The sequence below is a fragment of the Streptomyces sp. AV19 genome (assembly GCF_015999245.1).
Taxonomy (GTDB): Bacteria; Actinomycetota; Actinomycetes; order Streptomycetales; family Streptomycetaceae; genus Streptomyces.
Genome location: NZ_JAEAMR010000015.1, coordinates 56675 through 77907, shown reverse-complemented (window position 1 = coordinate 77907; position 21233 = coordinate 56675). Strand labels below are relative to the sequence as shown.

16 protein-coding genes are annotated in these 21233 nt (G+C 72.6%); 5 read left to right on the top strand and 11 right to left on the bottom strand.

Annotated features, from left to right (window positions below):
- Positions 1-76 precede the first annotated feature (76 nt).
- Entirely contained in the window at positions 77-1855 is a 1779-nt protein-coding gene (locus tag I5Q34_RS23915; protein WP_199894557.1) for an acyl-CoA dehydrogenase family protein, read from the bottom strand.
- A 32-nt stretch (positions 1856-1887) separates the two neighbouring features.
- On the opposite strand from I5Q34_RS23915, the gene I5Q34_RS23910 reads away from it, so the two are divergent.
- From I5Q34_RS23910 to I5Q34_RS23895, 4 genes are all read left to right on the top strand, one after another.
- Positions 1888-2589 carry a response regulator transcription factor gene (locus tag I5Q34_RS23910; RefSeq protein ID WP_199894449.1) on the top strand — a complete coding sequence of 234 codons (702 nt, stop codon included), beginning with the start codon at positions 1888-1890 and terminating at the stop codon, positions 2587-2589.
- Between the two features lie 26 nt (positions 2590-2615).
- The gene (locus I5Q34_RS23905; RefSeq protein ID WP_277965748.1) at positions 2616-4052 is read left to right on the top strand and encodes a HAMP domain-containing sensor histidine kinase; all 1437 of its coding nucleotides are present in this window, start codon (positions 2616-2618) and stop codon (positions 4050-4052) included.
- 2 nt (positions 4053-4054) lie between these two features.
- On the top strand, positions 4055-4558 hold the full coding sequence (locus I5Q34_RS23900; protein WP_199894447.1) for a hypothetical protein: 504 nt from the start codon (positions 4055-4057) through the stop codon (positions 4556-4558).
- Positions 4559-4802: 244 nt separating this feature from the next.
- On the top strand, positions 4803-5591 hold the full coding sequence (locus I5Q34_RS23895; protein ID WP_199894446.1) for an SDR family NAD(P)-dependent oxidoreductase: 789 nt from the start codon (positions 4803-4805) through the stop codon (positions 5589-5591).
- Positions 5592-5634: 43 nt separating this feature from the next.
- Here I5Q34_RS23895 and I5Q34_RS23890 read toward each other — a convergent pair whose 3' ends face one another.
- From I5Q34_RS23890 to I5Q34_RS23875, 4 genes are all read right to left on the bottom strand, one after another.
- Positions 5635-5856 carry a hypothetical protein gene (locus tag I5Q34_RS23890; RefSeq protein WP_199894445.1) on the bottom strand — a complete coding sequence of 74 codons (222 nt, stop codon included), beginning with the start codon at positions 5854-5856 and terminating at the stop codon, positions 5635-5637.
- Positions 5857-5946: 90 nt separating this feature from the next.
- On the bottom strand, positions 5947-6810 hold the full coding sequence (locus I5Q34_RS23885; protein ID WP_199894444.1) for an ABC transporter permease: 864 nt from the start codon (positions 6808-6810) through the stop codon (positions 5947-5949).
- Complete coding sequence (locus tag I5Q34_RS23880; RefSeq protein WP_199894443.1) at positions 6807-9449, bottom strand: alpha/beta fold hydrolase; 2643 nt, start codon at positions 9447-9449, stop codon at positions 6807-6809. Before I5Q34_RS23880 ends, I5Q34_RS23885 begins: the two co-directional genes overlap by 4 nt.
- Before the next feature lie 283 nt (positions 9450-9732).
- Positions 9733-10434 carry a DJ-1/PfpI family protein gene (locus I5Q34_RS23875; protein ID WP_199894442.1) on the bottom strand — a complete coding sequence of 234 codons (702 nt, stop codon included), beginning with the start codon at positions 10432-10434 and terminating at the stop codon, positions 9733-9735.
- A gap of 164 nt (positions 10435-10598) precedes the next feature.
- Here I5Q34_RS23875 and I5Q34_RS23870 point away from each other — a divergent pair, with 164 nt between their 5' ends.
- Positions 10599-11546, top strand: coding sequence for a GlxA family transcriptional regulator (locus I5Q34_RS23870; RefSeq protein ID WP_199894441.1), 948 nt, complete (start codon positions 10599-10601; stop codon positions 11544-11546).
- Here I5Q34_RS23870 and I5Q34_RS23865 read toward each other — a convergent pair.
- The 6 genes from I5Q34_RS23865 to I5Q34_RS23840 form a co-directional block, all read right to left on the bottom strand.
- Positions 11516-14566 (bottom strand): glycoside hydrolase family 38 C-terminal domain-containing protein, encoded by a 3051-nt coding sequence (locus I5Q34_RS23865; RefSeq protein WP_199894440.1) that lies wholly within the window; start codon positions 14564-14566, stop codon positions 11516-11518. The genes I5Q34_RS23870 and I5Q34_RS23865 overlap by 31 nt on opposite strands.
- 9 nt (positions 14567-14575) lie before the next feature.
- On the bottom strand, positions 14576-16513 hold the full coding sequence (locus tag I5Q34_RS23860) for an endo-beta-N-acetylglucosaminidase (RefSeq protein ID WP_199894439.1): 1938 nt from the start codon (positions 16511-16513) through the stop codon (positions 14576-14578).
- Positions 16514-16928: 415 nt separating this feature from the next.
- On the bottom strand, positions 16929-18164 hold the full coding sequence (locus I5Q34_RS23855) for a glycosyl hydrolase (RefSeq protein ID WP_199894438.1): 1236 nt from the start codon (positions 18162-18164) through the stop codon (positions 16929-16931).
- 15 nt (positions 18165-18179) lie between these two features.
- Positions 18180-19001, bottom strand: a complete 822-nt coding sequence (locus tag I5Q34_RS23850; protein ID WP_199894437.1) for a carbohydrate ABC transporter permease — start codon at positions 18999-19001, stop codon at positions 18180-18182.
- Positions 18998-19885, bottom strand: a complete 888-nt coding sequence (locus I5Q34_RS23845; protein WP_307811732.1) for a sugar ABC transporter permease — start codon at positions 19883-19885, stop codon at positions 18998-19000. The genes I5Q34_RS23850 and I5Q34_RS23845 overlap by 4 nt, the downstream gene beginning before the upstream one ends.
- 14 nt (positions 19886-19899) lie before the next feature.
- Positions 19900-21198, bottom strand: coding sequence for a sugar ABC transporter substrate-binding protein (locus I5Q34_RS23840; protein WP_199894436.1), 1299 nt, complete (start codon positions 21196-21198; stop codon positions 19900-19902).
- Positions 21199-21233 lie beyond the last annotated feature (35 nt).

The following is a 21233-nucleotide window of genomic DNA, read 5'->3' as shown; positions in this document are numbered from 1 at the left end:
CGGCCGCCCGTTCACCCGGTCGGCGGCGGAAAACCCCCCGATGGTGTGACGGTCGTCGCGCGGCGGACGACCGGTCCTACCGCTCGTCCTTCGTCGTGGCCCGCTCCAGGACCGCCCCCAGGTCCGCGCCCGCGGGCAGGGTGCCGAACGCCTGCCCCCAGTCCCCGCCCAGCCGCGACGCGCAGAACGCGTCGGCCACCGCCGGAGGCGCGTGCCGTACGAGCAGGGCGCCCTGCAGGACGAGGGCGATCCGCTCGGCCAGCCGGCGGGCCACCAGCTGGTCCCGCCCGGGGTCGCCGAGCGAGCCCAGCAGCTCCCGCAGCCCGGCGGCCGCCGCGTCCAGCCGGGCGTCCGCCCCGGCCGCCAGCGCGACCTCGGCCTCGAAGGCGTCCAGCGCGGCCGGTTCCCGCCGCAGCGCCCGCAGCACGTCCAGGGCCGCGACGTTGCCCGAGCCCTCCCAGATGGACAGCAGCGGAGCCTCCCGGTAGATCCGCGGCATGCCCGATTCCTCCACGTACCCGTTGCCGCCCAGGCACTCCAGCGCCTCCGCCGCGTGCGCGCTGCCCCGCTTGCACACCCAGTACTTCCCGGCCGCCAGCGCGAGCCGGCGCAGTGCCCCCTCCGCGGCGTCCCCCGCCTCCGACCGGTCCAGCGCGGCCGCCAGCCGCATCGCCAGGACGGTCGCGGCCTCCGACTCGACGGCCAGGTCGGCGAGGACGTTGCGCATCAGCGGCTGGTCGATCAGCTCGGCGCCGAACGCCCGGCGGTACGCGGTGTGGTGCAGCGCCTGCCGCAGACCGGCCCGCATCCCCGCGGCGGCGCCGATCACGCAGTCGAGCCGCGTCATGTTGACCATCTCGACGATGGTGCGCACCCCGCGCCCCGGCTCGCCCACCCGCCAGGCCGCGGCCCGCTCGTACTCGATCTCCGCCGAGGCGTTGGAGCGGTTGCCCAGCTTGTCCTTGAGACGCATGAGGCGCATCGCGTTGCGGGTGCCGTCGGGCAGGACGCGCGGCATCAGGAAGCAGGTCGGGCCCTCCTCGGTCTGCGCCAGGACCAGGAAGACGTCGCTCATCGGCGCCGAGGTGAACCACTTGTGCCCGGTGATCACGTAGTGGTCGCCGGCCGGGACGGCCGTGGTGGTGTTGGCGCGGACGTCCGAGCCGCCCTGCTTCTCGGTCATCGACATGCCCGCGATCAGCCCGCGCTTGCCCAGCGGCGGCCGGAGTCCGGGGTCGTAGACCGGGGAGGCGAGCAGCGGCTCGTGGATCGCGGCCAGGTCCGGCTCGGCGCGCAGGGCGGGGACGGCGGCGTTGGTCATCGAGACGGGACAGCCGTGGCCGGGCTCGGCCTGGGCCCAGACGTAGAACTTGGCCGCCCGCACCAGGTGGGCGCCGGACCGCGCCTGGATCCAGGGCGCGGCGTGCTGGCCGCTCTCCACGGCGGCGGTCATCAGGTGGTGCCAGGCCGGGTGGAAGTCGACCTCGTCGACGCGGTGGCCGTAGCGGTCGTGGGTGCGCAGCACCGGCGGGTACGCCTCGGCCTGGCGCGCCCACTCCCGCACCTCCTCCGAGCCCGCCCGGGCCCCGAGGGCGCGGACCGCCTCCTCGCCCCAGCCGCCGCCGTCCCTGCGGAGGGCCTCCAGCAGGGCCGGGTCGTCGGCGGTGGTGAAGCCGGTCAGGGGCGGGGCCTGGTTGAAGACCTCGTGCGTGCTCACGGGCGACCTCCGGGTCGTGCGGTACTTGATGGGGTACGGACAACCACGGCCATTATCGGGGCCCGTCCCGCCGCGCCGGGGCGGGAGGGGAATATGAGCAATCGGTGACAGTTCCCGGGCGGGGACCGCTCGCGACATGTTCGTGTGCTTACCCGACCGATACTGTCCGTATGTCACGCGTGCTTCTGATCGAGGACGACCGGGCCGTCAGGGAAGGGGTCACCCTCACCCTGCGCCGCCGCGGTCACGAGGTCGAGGCCGCGGCGACCGGCGAGGCCGGGCTCGCCGCGCTCCACGCCTTCCGGCCCGACCTCGTCCTGCTCGACCTGATGCTGCCCGACATCAGCGGCTTCGAGGTCTGCCGCCGCATCCGCGCCACCCAGCAACTGCCGATCATCATGCTCACCGCCCGCGGCGACGACATCGACGTCGTCCTCGGCCTGGAGGCCGGCGCCGACGACTACATCGTCAAGCCCGCCCGCGGCGAGGTCCTGGAGGCCCGCATCCGCGCCGTCCTGCGCCGCGCCGCCCTCCCCGACGGCGGCGGCCCCGACCCCGAGCGGCCCGCCCCCGCCGAGGCGTACGGCGACCTGGTCATCGACCGCGCCGGCCTGCTGGTCTCCAAGCACGGCCAGGACCTCGCCCTCGCACCCTCCGAGATGAAGCTGCTGCTCTACCTGTCCGCCACCCCCGGCCGGGTCTTCAGCCGCCAGCAGCTCCTGGAACACGTCTGGGAGCACAGCTACCACGGCGACGCCCGGCTCGTGGACGCCTGCGTGATGCGGCTGCGCACCAAGGTCGAGGACTCCACCCGCTCGCCCCGCTACATCCAGACGGTGCGCGGCTTCGGCTACCGGTTCGGACCGCTGTGAGACGTCCGGGCAGGGGCAAGGGAGGCGTGCGCAGCCTGGCCCGCGGCCTGCGCGCCCGCCTCGTCGTCGCCTTCCTCTTCGTCGCCGCGCTCAGCGCGCTGGCCACCGCGGCGCTCACCTTCCGCGAGGCCCGCACCGCGATCCTCCAGCGGACCCAGGACACGGCCGTCAATGCCCTGCGCGGCCAGGTGAACTCGCAGGTCACCGGACTGGCGATGCCTCCGAAGGAGGCGGCCCTGGTCAAGCTCTCCAAGGGCCTCAACGTGGCCGGCGAGGCCGCCCAGCGCTGGATCATCAACACCCGTTACAAGAACGGCCCGATGATCCCGGGGCTGCCGGCCGACGGCGAGGACGTCATCGGCGCCGGATTGCAGGACAAGGTCAGGGACGGGATCCCGGCGGTCCAGCGCGTCGAGTCCGGCGGCCGGCCCTGGCTCGTCATCGGCCTGCCCGTCACCTACCAGGGCGACGGCCGCGACCCCTCCGGGCTGGAGGTCTACGCCCGCGTCCCGCTGCGCGAGGACGAGGCCAACGTCCAGGCCCTGGTCAACGCCGCGCAGAGCGGGGCACTGCTGTCCGTCGGACTCGCCGTCGTCCCCGCCCTGTTCGCCGCCCGCAGCGTGCTGCGGCCCGTGCGCGAACTGCGCCGCGGCGCCCAGCAGATCACCGACGGCGCCCTCGACACCCGGCTCAAGGTCACCGGCGGCGACGAACTCGCCGACCTCTCCCGGACGTTCAACGGCATGGCCGCGGCCCTGGAGGAGAACGTCGCCGAACTGCGGCGCATGGAGGCCAACTCGCGGCGCTTCGCCGCCGACGTCTCGCACGAGCTGCGCACCCCGCTCGCCGCGATGACCGCCGTCGTCGACGTCCTCGACGAGGACGCCGCGACCCTCGACCCGGACACGGCCTACGCCGTGCGCCTCATCAGCGAGGAGACCGGCAAGCTCGCCCGCATGGTCGAGGACCTGATGGAGATCTCCCGCTTCGACGCGGGCGCCGCGGCGCTGCACCTGGACGAGGTCGACGTCGCCGAGACCGTCCGCAAGACGCTCCAGGCCCGCAACTGGCAGGACCGGGTCGCCGCCGACCTGGCGGAGGGCGTGCGCGCCCGGCTCGACACCCGGCGCATCGACGTCGTGGTCGCCAACCTCGTCGGCAACGCGCTGCGGCACGGCGGGGAGCCGGTGCGGGTGTCGCTGCGCGCGGACGAGGAGCGCCTGCTCATCGAGGTCGCGGACCGCGGTCCCGGCATCGACCCCGAGGTCCTGCCGCACGTCTTCGACCGCTTCTACAAGGCCGACGCGGCCCGGGCGCGCTCCGAGGGGAGCGGCCTCGGGCTGGCGATCACCCTGGAGAACGTACGGCTGCACCACGGCACCGTGCGGGCGGCCAACGGCCCCGGGGGCGGGGCCGTCTTCACGGTGGAACTGCCGCTGTGCGCGGGGGGCGAGGAGGAGTGAGGATGCGGCGCGTACTCGCCTGCACGTTGCTGCTGGGTCTGCTGACCGGCTGCGGCATCGAGCGGACGGAGGTCATCGAGTTCGGCCAGCCGGCGACCGGCGTCAAGAAGCCGGGGGCGCCCGGGTGGGGGGCCCGGCTCTACTTCGCCGTCGTCAGCGGTGCCGTGATGCTCTCGTCACGGCCGGCGGACGGGCCGGTGGGCGCGGATCGCGCGGTCCTGCTGCTGCTCGAGGGCCCCAACGACGCGGAGCGCGCCCGGGGCCTGTTCAGCGAGGTCCCGATCAACTCCGGGATGAAGAAGGGCCTCTCGGTGACGACTGAGCGGGGCCGGGTGTCGATCCAACTGCCGATGGACGTCGCCCGGTTGACGCACCCGGCGCGGATGCAGCTGGTGTGCACGGCGGCGCACAACGAGGTGCCGGGGAGTGTGTCGTGGAGGGACGTGAAGGTGACGCTGTCGGGAGGCGGGAAGAAGCAGCCGGATCTGACGTGTGATCGGGCGTAGGGGGGGGGCGGTGGGTGGCCCGCTGCGCGGGGAGTTGTGCCCCGGACCCGCCCTTTCACCGTTTCTCGCGCGCTCCGCGCGGGTCGTCCTCAAACGCCGGACGGGCTGAATTTCAGCCCGTCCGGCGTTTGAGGACTGGGGGTACCCCCTCTGGGGGAGCCCGAAGGGCGCTTCGGGGCCGGGGCTTGCCCCGGGGAAACGGTGAAAGGGTGGGTCCGGGGCAAAACCCCCTAGGGTGCGACGCATGATCGCACCGCCGAACAACCCCTACCTCTCCCACCTCTTCTCCCTCCACGACCGCACCGCCCTCGTCACCGGCGGCAGCTCCGGCATCGGACGGGCCATAGCCGGCGCCCTCGCCCGTGCCGGCGCCCGCGTCGTGGTCGTCGCCCGCGGCGAGGCCGCCCTCGCGGCCACCGTGGACGAGCTCACCGCCGACGGCTGCCGGGCCGCCCGGATCAGCGCCGACCTCGGCACCCGCGAAGGCGTCCGCGCCGCCGCCGACGCCGCCGCGGACATCTACGGCGAGCCGGACATCCTCGTCAACAGCGCGGGGATCAACCTCCGCCCGCCCCTCGGCGAGCTCGGCGAGGACGTCTGGGACGCCACCATGGCCGTCAACCTGGAGGCACCGTTCCTGCTGGGGCAGCGGTTCGGGCCGGGCATGGCCGAGCGGGGGTACGGGCGGATCATCCACGTGACGTCCCAGCAGGCCCACCGCGCGTTCGTGCAGAGCGGCGCCTACGGCGTCTCGAAGGGAGCGCTGGAGTCCCTGGCCCGTTCCCAGGCCGAGGCGTGGTCCCCGTACGGCGTCACCTGCAACACGCTCGTGCCGGGGTTCGTGATGACTCCGCTCAACGAGCGGCTGTCGTCCGACCCGGCCAAGGTGGAGGCGCTGGCCGCGCGCACGCTCGTGGGGCGCAACGGGGTGGCGGAGGACTTCGCGGGGGCGGCGGTGTTCCTGGCGAGCAGGGCCTCGGCGTACGTCACCGGGCAGGCGGTCTTCGTGGACGGCGGGTTCTCCGTCCACTGAGCCGTCCACTGAGCCGTCCACCGAGCAGGCTGGAGCGGCCGGGTCAGTGCTGGTCCACGACGTTGACGACCTGCACGACGCCCTGGGCCGGCCGCTCGACCACCGGCGCGCTCGCCGCGTCCGTCGCCCGGCCCACCGCGTCGGCGGTGACGGCGACGGTGGCGGTCCCCGCGAAGCCGAGCACCGTGGCCGCCACCAGCGTCGCGATCCTCTTCCTGTACAGCTGCGGCAGTGCCATGGTTCCGTTCTGCCTCTCGATCGTCATCGTCGTTGTCATAGGTGAAGATGTGTTCGAGGGGGTGGAAAGATCCCGCTGTTACAGAGTTCTCACGAACTGGACTGGACGTCGTGGCCGTCAGGACACCACGTCCTTCGCCCGGAAGTGCCGGAACGCGAGGGCGAAGAGCACCAGCGCGTACGCCACCGACACCGCCGAGCCCTTGACCAGGCCGCTCCATTCGGCGTGCGGCTGGAGGACGTCCACCCACGCGTACTGCCAGTGGGCGGGCAGCAGGTCGCGCCAGTGGCCCAGCGCGGTGACCGCGTCCAGGACGTTGCCGAGGATGGTCAGCCCCATCGCGCCGCCGACCGCGCCGAGCGGCGCGTCCGTCACCGTGGACAGCCAGAACGCCAGCGCAGCCGTGACCAGTTGGCTGATGAATACGTACGCCACGACGGCCGCCAGCCGTGCCACCGCCACATCCGCCGGGAGCGTCCCGCCGGTGGGGATCCGCAACGGCCCCCAGCCGTACGCGGCGGACCCCGCCGCGAGCGCCACCAGCGGCAGCAGCAGCATCGCCGCCGCGCTGAAGCCCAGCGCCACCGCCAGCTTGCTCATCAGCAGCCGCACCCGTGGCACGGGCGCCGCCAGCAGGTAGCGCAGCGACGACCAGCTCGCCTCCGAGGCCACCGTGTCGCCGCAGAACAGGGCGACCGGCACCACCAGCAGGAAGCCCGCCGAGACGAACAGCGCCGTGGCGGCGAAGTTCACGCCGGAGGCCGTGGCGGTGTCCATCAGCGAGATCCGCCCGTCGCGCCCGCCCGACCGCCCGCCGATCGCGAACGCCGCGATCAGCACGAACGGCAGCACGGCCAGCACCCCGGCGACCACCAGCGTGCGCCGGCGGCGCAGTTGGCGCGCCGCCTCGACGCGCAGCGGCAGGGTGCGTCCGGGGCGGTAGCCCGGTGCGGCTGCGTCGTCCAGGGACGCCGTACTCATGAGGTGCCTCCGATCAGGGTCAGGAACGCGTCCTCCAGCCGCCGGTGCGGGCCCACGCCCGTCACCGGGATCTCCAGCCGGACCAGTTCCACGAGCAGTTCCGGCGTGGTCGCGCCGGCGAGCCGGACCAGCAGACCCTCGTCGCCGCGCACGGCCGAGGCGACGCCGGGCAGGCCCGCCACCTTCTCCGCGACGGCGTCGGTGACCCCGCCCGCCACGCCGACCAGCAGGGTGTCGCCGGAACCGGTGATCCCGTCGACCGGCCCGGCGGTGACCAGCCGCCCCCGGTCCATGACGACCAGGTGCGTACAGCTCTGTTCGACCTCGGCCAGCAGGTGGCTGGAGACGATCACGGTGCGTCCGCCGGCCGCGTACCGGATCATCACCTCGCGCATCTCGCGGATCTGCGGCGGGTCGAGGCCGTTCGTCGGCTCGTCGAGGATCAGCAGGTCCGGCAGGCCGAGCATGGCCTGGGCGATGGCCAGGCGCTGGCGCATGCCCTGGGAGTACGTGCGGACCGCGCGGTCCAGCGCGGAGCCGAGCCCGGCGATCTCCAGCGCCTCCTCGGCGTGCGCGTCCCGGGCCGGGCGGCCCGTGGCGCGCCAGTACAGGTCGAGGTTGGCCCGCCCGGACAGGTGCGGCAGGAAGCCCGCGCCCTCCACGAACGCGCCCACCCGCGAGAGGACGGGCGCGCCGGGGCGGATTGCGTGGCCGAAGACCCGCACCTCGCCGCCGTCGGGGCGGATGAGGCCCATGAGCATGCGCAGGGTCGTGGTCTTGCCCGCGCCGTTCGGCCCGAGCAGGCCCAGCACCTGGCCGCGCCCGACGCGGAACGACAAGTCCCGCACGGCGTACCGGTCGTGGGACTTGGCGTAGCGCTTGGTCAGCCCGCTGATCTGCAACGGGACGTCCGCGAGCGCCGGATCGGGCGCGGGCGCGGAGGTCCGGCGCCGCCCGGTGAGCAGCAGTGCGACCGCGACGACGGCGCCGCCGGCCGGCAGGCCCCAGGTCCACCAGGGGAGTCCCGACGAACCGGTCCGCACCCCGGACGCGGTGGGCACGCTCAGCGCCCCGTCCGCGAGGGAGACGGTGTATGCGGCCGGGGCGGCGGGGGAGGCGTAGCCGAGGTCGGTGGAGGAGAGGACCAGGCGCATCCGGTGCCCCGCCTCGAAGGTGTGGTCGATGGCCGGCAGCCGCACCTCCACGGTCCGCCCGCCCTTGGCGTCGCTCACGTGGAGCGGGGTGACCAGCTGCCCGGGCAACTGCTGCTTCCCGTCCGGCCCCACGTCGTAGACCTTGGCGAAGAGCGTCGCCTCGCCGCTGTCCGAGGCCACCTCGACCTTGACGAGCGGGGTGCCGGTGACGCGGACGCCCTCGGTGAGGCGGGCGGAGTCGAAGCGGGCGTACTGGCCGGGGAAGTCCAGGGCCAGGCCGAGGCCGAGCCCCGACAGGCGCGAGGCCGCGCCGAGTCCGGGGACGGCGGAGACGGAGGGCGGGGTTCCGCCCGCCGGGTTGGCGAAGCGCTGCTCGCGGCCGGTGAGGGGGATCGGGCGGGGGTCGTTGCGCAGACCCGGGTAGCGGTCGGCGGTCGCGCCGCGCATCCGCTGCCGGCCGTCGGTGGTGTCCAGGCCGCCTGTCCTGCTGACGCGGAACGCCGGGCCGGTGCCGGTGGTTTCGTCGCCCTTGAGGTAGCGGTCGAACCAGGCGCGGGTGCGTTCCGCCACCCGGTCGGCCTCCTCCTCGGATCCGCTGTCGTGGCCGCCGGCGATCCAGTCGACGGCGACGGGCGCGCCGTTGCGGCGGATCGCGTCCGCCGCGCGGTCGGCCTCGGTGAGGGGGAAGAGCGAGTCGGTCTGTCCCTGGACGAGGAGCGTCGGCACCTTGATGCGGTCCGCGACGGCGGAGGGGCTGCGGCGCGCGAGCAGGTCGCGGGCCTCGGCGTCGGGGCGGCCGGAGGTGGCGACGCGCTCGTACATCGAGCAGAGGTCGGGCTCGAAGCGCCCACAGCGCCCCTTCGCCCCGCTGGTGAAGAAAATCCCCGACCAGAGCTTCTTGAACACCCCGTCCGGGAAGAGGGAGTCGGCGAGGTTCCAGTAGGTGATGCCCGGGGCGATGGCGTCCACGCGCTTGTCGCGCCCGGCGGAGAGGAGGGCGGCCGCGCCGCCGTAGGAGGCGCCCGCGATGCCGACGCGGGGGTCGCCCTTGCCGTCGAGCCGCACCTCGGGGCGGGCGGCGAGCCAGTCGACGAGTCGGCTCACGTCGGCGATCTCGTGGTCGGGGTCGTTGAGGCCGATCCTGCCCGTGGACTTCCCGAAGCCCCGGGCCGACCAGGTCAGGACCGCGTACCCGGAGCGGGCCAGGTCCTGTGCCCGGCCGCGGAGTTCGTCCTTGCTGCCACCGAAGCCGTGGGCGAGCAGGACGGCGGGTCTGCGGCGGCCGGGGTCGCCGGCGGTGAAGAACGACGTGTCGATCCGGACCCCTTCGCCGGGGACCGTCAGGAACCGGTCCTCGCGGTGGACCGGCGGGTCCCCGCGGGTGGTGGCGGCCACGGTCCAGGTGCCGGTGCCGGCGAGCACGGCGAGAACCGCGGTGGCGGCGGCGAGGCGGGTGCGCCGGCGGCGGGGCGGACGGAGCTTCATGCGGGAATGCTATGCGGGGTTCGTGCGGGTGTGCGGGCCGATGGGCGGAGGGTTTGCCCCGGACCCTCCCCCAGAGGGGGGACCCCACTTTCACCGTTTATCCCGTGCTCCACGCGGACTGGCACCGTGCTCCACGCGGTGAGCGGGGCTCCGCCCCTGCACCCCACCGGCGCTCCACCCCGGGGCTTTGCTCTTTGCCGCCGGGCCCGCGCCCCCGGACCTCCGGCCGGGCCCCGCCCCCACCCGGGACAGGCCGGATCAGGTACCGTCCGCCTGCGCACCGTCAACGGGCGGCGGCCCGGATATCGGTGAAGCCCCTGGGGGCGCGGCCGCGGGAGCTCCAGACGACGCCGCGGCGTTCGTACGCGAGCAGGATCTCCACGCTGTGGGCGATGCGCGGTCCGAGCTCGCGCTCCACCAGATGGAGTGCCAGATCCAGACCGGACGTCACCCCGGCGCTGGTGACCAGGTCCCCGTCGTCCACGACACGGGCGTTGGGCACCGTCCGTACGCCCGAGGCGCTCAGGAGATCCATTCCGAGGTTGTGGGTCGTGGCCCGCCTTCCCGGTATGAGGTCGGCCAGGGCCAGGAGGAGCGAGCCGCCGCACACCGCCGCGACCGTCACGTTGGGCCGCTGCACGGCCCGGGCCAGCAGGGGCGGCAGCGTGCTGCGGGCCTGGTCGCGCAGCGCCCCGGTGGCCACCGTCGATTGCGCGTCACTGCACTTCAAGGCCGCCTCGAGCTCGTCGGCGGAAGGCGCCGAGCCGGGCACCAGCACGAGGTCGGCGCGGAAAGGGTCGAGCTGTCCCATGGCGGTGAGGGTCAGGCCCTCGATGCTGCTGGGGACCGTCCGGGCCCCTTCGGCCGAGACGAGTTCCACGCTGACGGCCCCGCCCGAGACCATCCCCGCCGCGTGCAGCACTTCGTACGGCGCGATGACGTCCAGGGGGTCGAAGCCGTCGAACAACACAACATGGGCGTGCATGGCCAGTCCTTGAGGAGTCGGGAGGTTCCACGGGAGATCCGCGATCGCCAACGACGCTATGACCCGCCCCGGTCTCCACCCAAGTGGTCGGAGTGACATGGTTTAACGGGATAACGCCATACCCGGCGGACGGCGTCCACCGGGGGTCCCGATACGTTCTGACCATGCATACGGTTGCCGTCCTCGCCCCCGACCGGGTGATCTCCTTCGACCTGGCCACCCCGATCGAGGTCTTCACCCGCACCACGCTGCCGGACGGCGCTCAGGCCTACCAGGTCCGCATCTGCGCCGAGCGGCCCGAGGTCGACGCGGGACCCTTCACCCTCCGGGCGCCCTGGGGACTGGAGCGCCTGAAGGACGCCGACACGGTCGTCGTACCCGGCACAGAGACACCCGCCACCCCCCTCCCGCCCGCCGTGCGCGAGGCGCTGCGCGCCGCCGCTGCCGAGGGCGCCCGGATCGCCTCTATCTGTTCCGGCGCACTTCCTCTCGCCTCCACGGGCCTGCTCGACGGGCTGCGGGCGACCACACACTGGGCGGTGGCGGACATGCTGGCGGAGCTGTATCCGGATGTCCTCGTCGACCCCGGCGTCCTGTACGTCGACAACGGACAGATCCTCACCTCCGCCGGAGCCTCGGCCGGGCTGGACCTGTGCTTGCACATGGTCCGCCGCGACTACGGATCCGCCGTGGCCGCCGCTACCGCCCGCGTGGCCGTGATGCCCCTGGAACGAGAGGGCGGCCAGGCGCAGTTCATCGTCCAGCACCACACTCCGGCGCCCCGTGGTTCGGCCCTGGAACCCCTCCTGCTGTGGTTACAGGACAACCTCGCCCGCGATCTCACCCTGGCCGACATCGCGGCCAGGGTCGGCACGAGCCCCCGCACCCTCATCCGCCACTTCCGCGAACAGACCGGTACCACGCCCCTGCGGTGGCTGCACCGGGCCCGCGTCCGTCAGGCCCAGCACCTGCTGGAAACGACGGACCACACCGTCGAGCGCGTCGCCGCCCAGGTGGGCTTTGGATCCCCGACATCCTTCCGGGACGGCTTCAAGCGCGTCACGGGCGTCAGTCCTCACAGCTACCGCAGGGGCTCCGGGCGAACCCCGTAGTGACGCGCCACCCGCAACGTCACGACCTCGAACGCCCGCAGCGACAGCCCGATCCGCCCCTCCTCGACCGGGACCGCCTCCGACGGGCGCTCCAACAGGTCGCAGCGACAGGCCGATCCGGCCTCGAAGTACAAGGACAGGACCGTGTCCGCCCGGCCGCCCAGCGACTCGTACAGCCGCAGGACGACGTCCCCGCTGCCGTCGTCGGCCAGCTTCACCGCCGAGATCACCACCGCCTCGTTGCCCGAGTGCGCCAGTGCCCCGACGGCCCGGTCGCCCGGAACATGCCGCTCCGGAAGGTTGATCCGGTAGCCCTCGCACACCGCGTCGCCGATCCACGCGCCCGGGACGAGGGCGTACCGGAAGCGGTGCACGCCCTGGTCCGTGCGCGGGTCGGGGAAGCGCGGCGCCCGGAGGAGGGAGAGGCGGACCGTGGTGGTCGTGCCGCCGTCCTCGCGGACGTCGCGCGTCACGTCGTAGCCGTACGTCGAGTCGTTGACCAGGGCCACGCCCCAGCCCCAGTCGTTCTCCGCCAGGTGGACGAATCGGTGCGCGCATGCCTCGAACTTGGCCGCGTCCCAGGCGGTGTTGGTGTGCGTCGGACGGTGGAGGTGGCCGAACTGGGTCTCGGCGGCGATCCTGTCCGTGCGGATGTCCAGCGGGAACGCCGCCTTGAGGAACTTCTCCGTCTCGTGCCAGTCCACCTCCGTCCCGAAGTCCACGCGCCGTACCCCGGGCGGCAGTTCGATCCGCTGCTCGACGCGCGAGCGGCCGAAGGAGCGGACGACGCGCACCGAGTTGTCGTCCGTCAGCTCGACGGTGTCCGCCTCCACGAGGTCCGTGACCGTGTTGCGGTAGAACTCGTCCACATCCCAGGCGTCCCACATGTTCGGGAAATCCTGGTGCAGTTGGAGGAGATTGGCCGGTGTGCCGGGGGCGAGCGTCTCGCGGCCGGACTCCGTTTCGCGGACGGACACCAGCAGGCCCCGGCCGTCGACCTCCGCCCGCAGCAGGCCGTTCGACAGGACGTAGCCGCCGCCCTCCCGGGGCGTGGCCGTCGGCGGCCCGGAGGCCAGGGTGTCGGCGGCGGGGCGCGCCGAGTGGGCCGCGATGCCACCCCGCCCGTGCGGTGCCGCGTTGAAGACCACCGTGCCGCCGGAGGCATCCCCGGCCAGCGCCGTCACCGCCTCCCCGATCAGCTCCTCCAGCTCCGCCGCCACCTCCGCGTACGTCCGCGCCGCCTCCCGGTGCACCCAGGCGATCGACGTGCCCGGCAGGATGTCGTGGAACTGGTGCAGGAGGACCGTCTTCCAGAGGCGGTCCAGCCGCTCGTACGGATACGGGAAGCCCGCGCGCACCGCCGCCGTCGCCGACCACAACTCCGCCTCTTGAAGCAGGTGTTCGGCCCGCCGGTTGCCCTGCTTGGTGCGCGCCTGGCTGGTCAGTGTCGCCCGGTGCAGCTCCAGGTACAGCTCGCCCACCCACACCGGCGCGTCCTGTCCGTACTCCGCGTGCGCCTTCTCGAAGAACGCCGACGGCCGCTCGAAGACCACCCGCGCCGAACCCTCCAGATCCGCCAGGCGCTTCGCCCGCGCCACCATCTCCCGCGTCGTGCCGCCGCCCCCGTCGCCCCAGCCGGTCGGCGCCAGCGAGCGCGTCGCCCGGCCCTTCTCCCGGAAGTTGCTCACGGCGTGCGCCAGTTCCTCGCCCGACAGCTGCGCGTTGTACGTGTCGATCGGCGGGAAGTGGGTGAACACCCGCGTGCCGTCCAGGCCCTCCCACCAGAAGGTGTGGTGCGGGAAGACGTTCGTCCTGCTCCACGAGATCTTCTGGGTCAGGAACCACTTCGAGCCCGACAGCCGCACCAGCTGCGGCAGCGCCGCCGAGTAGCCGAACGAGTCCGGCAGCCACACCTCCTCCGTCTCGATCCCGAACTCGTCCAGGAAGAACCGCTTCCCGTGCACGAACTGCCGCGCCAGCGCCTCCGACCCCGGCATGTTGGTGTCCGACTCCACCCACATCCCGCCGACCGGCACGAACCGGCCCTCCGCCACCGCCTTCTTCACCCGCGCCCACACCTCGGGGCGGTGCTCCTTGACCCACGCGAACTGCTGCGCCTGCGACATCGCGTAGACGAAGTCCGGCTCGTCCTCCAGCAGCGCCGTCATGTTGGACGTCGTACGGGCCACCTTGCGCACCGTCTCCCGCAGCGGCCACAGCCACGCCGAGTCGATGTGCGCGTGGCCGACGGCGCTGACGCGGTGCGCGGAGGCGTGGGCCGGGGCGGCCAGGACGCCGGCCAGCCGCTCGCGGGCCCGGGCCGCCGTCCCGCCGACATCCTGGAGATCGACGGCGTCCAGCGCCCGCTCCACCGCCCGCAGCACCTCCCAGCGGCGCGGCGCGTCCTCCGGAAGGCCCTTCATCAGGCCGTCCAGCACCTCCAGGTCCTGGACGAGCTCCCACACGGTCGCGTCGAACACGGCGAGGTCCATGCGCCCCAGCCGGTAGCGCGGCCGGTCGTCCGCCGTCTCCCGGTCGCCCAGCTCGGTCGGGACGAACGGGTGGTAGTCGAGGACGACGGGGTTCGAGGCGGCCTCGATGTGCAGCCGGACGCGCTCGCCGCCGGCGGCCGGGGCGGCGACGCGCACCCAGTGGTTGCGCGGGTTGAGCCCCTTGACCGGCGAGCCGTCGTCCCGGTACACCAGCCCCTCGCACTGGAAGCCCGTCATGTTCTCGTCGAACCCCAGGTCCAGGACCGCCTCGACCGTGCGCCCCGCCCAGGCCCCGGGGACGGCTCCCGACACCGTGAACCAGCTCGTGCCCCAGGCCGGCCCCCACGCCGCGCCCGGCGCGACCGGCTCGCGCGGGGCGGCCAGGCCCTCCGCCACGGGCACGGGCTCGCCGGGCGCCTGCCGGACGCCCACCTCCAGCGGGACCGCCTCCGGATACACGGCCGGCCGGATGCGTTCGTCCAGCACGCGCTTGAGACGGGCCTCGGTGATGGTGCGGTCGTTGTGCATCAGCTGTCCTTACCGGGAGGTCGGCCAGGGGAAGAGGAACGAAGCGGGGGCCGAGGAGGCGTACAGCTCGTCCACGGCGCGCACCTCGACGCGCGTGGCCGCCTCGCCGGCCGGACGGATCAGCGCCGGAACGTAGTAGGCATGCCCACACGTGCCCCCGAGGAAGCGGACGCCTCCGCCGGGCAGGCGCTGGTGGAGCTCGTAGTGGCGCACGGCGTCGGGCCTCGCCCCGGGCCAGGTCACGCGCAGGGCGGCCGTGCCGTCCGGGTTGAGCGCGGACCCGGTGACGGCCGGGGTGCCGGGGCGGGCCGGGACGGCGGGGATCGCGTCGCGCACGGCGAGCCGGCCGAGGCGCCAGCGGACGCGTCCGCCGCCGCGCAGGCGGATGCCGAGCGCGTCGATGGTGTGTCCCTTCACCGCCGGGATCCGGACCATGGCCGTGGTCCACCTCGGGGTGGGGCGCGCCAAGGGCAGGTACGTGGTGTGCCCCGCCACGGTGACGGCGACTTCGACCTGGACGGGGGACGAGCCGGGGTCGGTGCGGTGCGTCAGTTCGACGGTGGTCGTGGGGGAGAGGGGAAAGCGGGCGGCGTACAGCTCGGTCTCGACCGCCGTATCCATGAGGAGGCTTCCGCCGCCGCGCCAGGCGTCGTCGAAGCCGAACCGGACGGACGGGTGACGAGCGGCGGGCAGCCGGTCCTGGAGCCCCAGGTGCGACCAGGGACGGTCGGAGGTGCGCCGGCCTTGTTCGTACCAGCCCAGACCGTGGCCGGTGTTGAAGGTGGTGGCGAAGGGGAGGGTGGTGAGGGTGGAGCGGGCGGGTATGGAAGTGGCGGGCGCGTGCCAGGAGGTGTGGCCGGTCCCCGTCCAGAACCGGTCGTCGCGGGCGTGGAAGGCGGCGGGGTCCCGGGTCGGGGCGCTCTTCCAGGTCCACTCGGGGCGGTAGAAGCCGATCGAGGTGGTGTGCGGGCCCTCGGGCGGGACGATCGCGTCCCAGTCGACGGAGGTGTCCCAGCCGCGGGCCTCGACGTCGATCCCGGCCCAGAGATGGTAGCGGCTCTTGGTCCGTTCGGCCTGATCGGCCTGATCGGCCCGTTCGGCGGAGGAACGCAGGCCGGAGCGCGTCCAGTTGAAGTTGAGGAAGAGGGAGTCGGCGGCGCGGAAGAACGCGTCGTTGCGGTCGTTGAGTTCGTTCTGCCAGTCGATCCCGCCGGTTTCGGTCATCGCGTCGTACCAGGTGACGCGGAGGCCGTGGGGTGCGCCGCGGTCGCGGAGGTACATGACGAAGTCGCGCATGTCCGCGCCGAGTTGAGGGTCGCCGCCGTCGGTCTCGGCGTTGATGAACCAGCCGTCGAAGCGGTGCGCTCGCGCGACGCGGATCAGCTGGTCCGCTAGCGGGAAGCCGCCTGACGCGTTCCGCGCGGTGAGCTCGCGCGTCCAGCGCAACTGCCCGCCGAAGGCGGTGGGTGGGAGGAAGACGGTGCCCAGGACGGGGACGCCGTTGCGGTGCGCGGCGTCCACGACGGGCGCGTTGGGCGCGAGGATCAGCCCTTCGCCCGACGATCCGCCCCAGAAGACGAGTTCGTCGAGGTGGGCCCAGTGGGTGAGGGCGTAGTAATCGGCTGTGGGCACCCCTTGGGAGGGGTTGCCGGAGGTAGGGGCGAAGGAGACGAGGGAGGTGACGCGGGCGGTGCCGGGGCGGGAGCCGAAGCGGGTGGAGAGAGGGACGGTGGAGGTGTTGAAGGGGAGGTCGGGGTCGGTGTCGGGGGTCCAGGCGGCGAGGGTGTCGGGGAACCAGTGGGGGGCGTGGGGTGGGCGGATGTTGTGTTGTGCCCCCGCGGGCGTTGCTCTCACGGGAGCGGTTCCCGCGAGGGGGAGGGCGGCTGCGGTGAGGAGGGTTTGGCGGCGGGTGGGGTGGTGGATGGGGTGGTGGTGAGGGTGCGGCATGTGGACTCCTTCGGAGGGTTGTTGTGCCCCGGCCCGCCCTTTCACCGTTTCTTCCGGGGAGGGCCCCGGGGCCCGTAACGCGGCTTCGCCGCGTTGACCCGGGGGCTTCGCCCCCTGGACCCCTGAAACCGCGCTCCGCGCGGTTGTCCTCAAACGCCGGACAGGCTGGTTGCGTGCCCGTCCTGCACACCACAGGTCTCCAGCCTGTCCGGCGTTTGAGGACGAGCGGCGAAGCCGCGATGTGGGGTCCGGGGCGGAGCCCCGATTCAGCCCGTCCGGCGCTTGAGGACAACCGCGCGGAGCGCGGTTGCGGGGGTGCAGGGGGCAAAGCTCCCGCGCTCCGCGCGGTGCCGGTCCGGGCGGAGCCCGGAAGAAACGGTGAAAGGGCGGGGCAGGGGCGCATCCCAAAACCCAACTACACCACCTGCTCCACCGTCACCACCTCCTCAACCCCCCTCCCCGCCAAATGCCCCGCCTCACCCACCCGTTGCGCAAGCACAACAGCCGGACGCACCCCGTCCGAAGCCAACCTCACCCACGCCTCGAAATACGCACCCCCCGGCGCCAACATAGGCCGCAGCGACGCGCTGAAGACATCCCCCGCATCCACCACCAACGCCGTCCTCCGAGGACGAGGAGACGCAGGCGCAGCAGCAGACACCTCCCGCACCACAGCCCCCACCGGCTTCACCCCCCTCCCCTGCGTAAACAACCCCAACCCGTACTCCAACTCCGGAAAATCCGCCAGCCCCCGGTCCACATCATGCGAACACCACCACGTCACCCCCCACAACCCATCGCAATCCAGCACCGCATCCAACGTCGCCCGCGCGAACGAGGCCGCCCGCTCCGCCGGCACGAACGGCACCGGCGCCCCCACCTCCTGCAACCACACCGGACGCCCCGCGTCCACCGCCCACGCCTTCGACAGCTCGACCAGATACGCCGCGTGCAGCCCCGTCGCCGCCGCCTCCGCCCCGTACCGCTGCACCGTCCCGTTGAACACCCACGAGTGCACGGCCGTCATGGCGCCGATCCGCGCCGAATGCGCGGGCGTGAAGGGATGCGTCCCGTCGTACCACGCCGCGTCGTACGACGCGTGCACATGCGCCCGCCCCGGCGCGGCCGCCTCGCACGCGCCGACCATCCGCCGCAGCCACCGCCCCGCACCCCCGGCGTCCACCCGGTCCGGATCGGGATGCGGCTCCCCGGAGAACTGGTTGATCTCGTTCCCGACCGTCATGCCGAGGAAGTTGGGGCGGTCGGCCAGCGCCCCGGCCAGCTCGCCCAGATAGCGGGCCTGCGCGTCCACGACCTCCGGGTCGGTGAAGATGTTGCGCCGGTGCCAGGTGGTCACCCAGGAGGGCAGGAAGTCGAAGCTGGACAGATGGCCCTGGAGCCCGTCCACCGCGACGTCCAGCCCGCGTTCGGCCGCCGCGTCCACGAGCCGGACGAGCTGTTCGACGGCGCGCGGCCGCACCAGCGTCCGGTTGGGCTGGAAGACCGGCCACAGCGGGAACACCCGCACGTGGTCAAGACCGAGCGACGCGATGTCGTCGAGGTCCGCGCGGACGTCGTCGAGGTCGAAGTCGAGCCAGTGGTGGAACCACCCCTTGCGCGGGGTGTAGTTGACGCCGAAACGCACGCTCATGAAGGAGAAGTCCTCTCAGCCCTTGAGGGCGCCCTCGCCGACCCCGCGGAAGAAGTACCGCTGCAGGACGGCGAACATCACCAGGAGCGGGGCGACCGCGATGACGGTCCCGGCGGCGACGAGCCGCGGGTTCTGCTGGAACGTGCCGTGCAGGAAGTTGAGGCCGACGGTCAGGGTGAAGCGGTCGGAGTCCGAGAGCACGATCAGCGGCCACAGGAAGTCGTCCCACGCACCCATGAACGCGAAGATCGCGACCACCGCGAGGGTGCCCCGCACCGACGGCAGCGCGATCCGCGTGAACCGCTGCCACACGTTCGCGCCGTCGATGACCGCGGCCTCCTCCAGCTCGAACGGTACGTTCGCGAACGCGTTGCGCATCAGCAGGACGTTGAGCGCGCCGACCGCCCCGGGCAGGACGACGGCGACGAGCGTGTTGCCGAGCCCGAGGTCCCGCACCATCGTCAACTGCGCGATGATCACGGACTCCAGGGGGACGAGCAGCGCCGTCACGAAGGCGAGCCCGGCCGCCCGCCGCCCGCGGAACCGCAGCCGGGCCAGCGCGTACCCGGCCGTCGAGGCGCCGACCAGATTGGTGGCGACGCTCGCCACCGCGACCTTCAGCGAGTTCAGCGCGTAGTCCCAGACCGGGATGATGTCCGCGACCTCGGCGTAGTTGCCACCGGTCGGATGCTCGGGCAGGAAGCGCGGCGGCGAGGTGTGGACGTCCTCCGTCGGCCCCTTGAGAGAGGTGGACAGCTGCCAGAGGAACGGGCCGACCGTGACGCCCAGCACGACGAGCATCAGCGCGTACCGCAGCACCTTCTCCCACCCCCTCATCGGCCGTCCCCCTCCCTCCGGTTGGCGCGCAGGACCAGCAGCATCAGCAGCAGCGCGACGACGAAGACGACCAGCGAGATGGCCGAGGCGTAGCCGACGCGCCCGTTGAGCCCGGTGCCGGTCCGCTGGACGAGCATGACCAGCGTGGTGTCCGCCCCCGCCGGCCCGCCGGTGGGCCCGGCCAGCAGGTACACCTCGGAGAAGACCTTGAACGCCGCCACCGACGACAGCGCGCCCACCAGCACCATCGTCGGGCGGACCGCGGGGACCGTGACGCTCATGAAGCGGCGCAGGGCGCCCGCGCCGTCCACGGCGGCGGCCTCGTGCAGCTCGCGGGGAACGTTCCCCAGCGCCGCCAGATAAATGATCATGTAGTAGCCGAGGCCCTTCCACACCGTCAGCGCCATCGCGCTGAACAGCAGCAGCCACTGGTCGCCGAGGAAGCGCACCGGCCCCGCGCCGAGCACGCGCAGGATGCCGTTCACCAGCCCCCGGTCGTCGAGCATCCAGCCCCAGATGAGCGCCACCACGACGACGGACGCGACGACGGGCGTGTAGAAGGCGGACCGGAAGAACGTCACCCCCGGCAGCCGCTTCTCCACCAACAGCGCGAGCAGCAGCGGCAGCAGCACCGTGAAGGGGACGACGACGAGCACGTACAGGCCGCTGTTGCGCAGCGCCACCCAGAACTGCTCGTCGTGCAGCATGTCCCGGAAGTTGCGGAGCCCGACCCAGCCGCCTGGGGCGAGCGTACGGGCGTCGGTGAACGCGTGGTGGACGGTGGTGAGGAAGGGGTAGAGGCTGAAAGCGGTGACGACGACGAGGCCCGGCAGCAGGAACAGCCAGGGGCTGACGGCACGGTGGGTGCGGACGTGTCCGGCCACGGCGATCCGGCCCCTCAGCCCTGTTTGAGCAGTGCGTTGCTCCGCGCCACGGCATCGTCCAGCGCCCGCTGCGGCGGCTTCTTCCCCTGGAGCGCTTTCGCGACCTCGTTCTTGAGGACGGTCTTCATCTCGTCGCTCATCACCACCGGTGTGTAATTCACCGCTCCTTTCAGCATCTTCGCGGAGGCGACCCGCACCCGGCCCTCGTCCGTGCCGTCGTCCTTCGTCCAGTACGGAGCGTCCAGCGATCCCTTGGTGCTGGGGAAGACGGCGACCCGGTGCGCGAAATCCTCCTGGTTCTTGCGCTCGGTCACGAAGTACGCGAAGGCGACGGCCGCGGCCTTGTGCTTGCTGCGCGCGCTGATGCCGAGCCCCATCACATACATATTGGGCTTTCCGGTGTTGTTCGGCGCGTCGGTGATGCCGAGACTTCGGTACAGACTCGGCGCGTTCTTCTTGAAGTTCGCCAGGTCGAGCGCGCTGCCCGGATTCATGGCGACCCGCTGCTCCAGGAATTTCTGGCCGGCCTTCTCCGGGGTGTTGGTGAGCGCCTGCGGATCGAGCCCGCCGCGCTCGTAGAGCTCCTTGTACCTGCCGAGCAGCTCGACGCCCTTCGGCTCGTTGTACGTGAACTCGGTGGCCCTGTCGTTCATCAGCCGGACGCCGTACCGGCCGAAGTCCTCGACGGACGGCGTGCCCGCCAGCGTGGCGACCTTCCCGCCGGACGCACGGGCCATGGCCCGCGCCGCGCCGAACAGTTCGTCGTAGGTCCTCGGCGGCTTCTCGGGATCCAGGCCGGAATTTTTGAAGAGCGTCTTGTTGTAGAACAGCGGGCCGGTGTTGAGATACCAGGGGAAGGCGTACGAACCCCCGAGCCCCGGCAGGACGTTGCCCTGCCACGCCTCCGGCATGTACTCGTCCTTGAACCGCGCGGCGGCCTTCTCCTTGTCGAGATCGACCAGCATCCCCGCCTTGGCCAGCGGATAGGAGAGATCCGGGGAGACGTTGACGACGTCCGGCAGCGTGCCGCCCGCCGCGTCGGCGCTCAGCTTGTCCGCGTAGTTGTCGGCCGGCTGGTCCAGCCAGGTCACCTTGACGTCCGGGTGCTGCTTCTCGAAGTCCCCCACCAGACCCTCGAAGTAGTCCTTGTACTTCGCGCGCAGATTCCAGGTCTGGAAAGTGATCTTCCCTTCCGGCTTTCCGCCGGCGCTCGATCCTCCGCCGCCGTCCCCCGCGCCGCAGGCGGTCGCCAGGGCGAGGACGACGGTGATCAGCGGCACGGTGGCGAGGGCCGTTCCACGGGACAATGCCATGCCCGAAAAGGTGCACCCGGCAAGGGAGTTGCGTC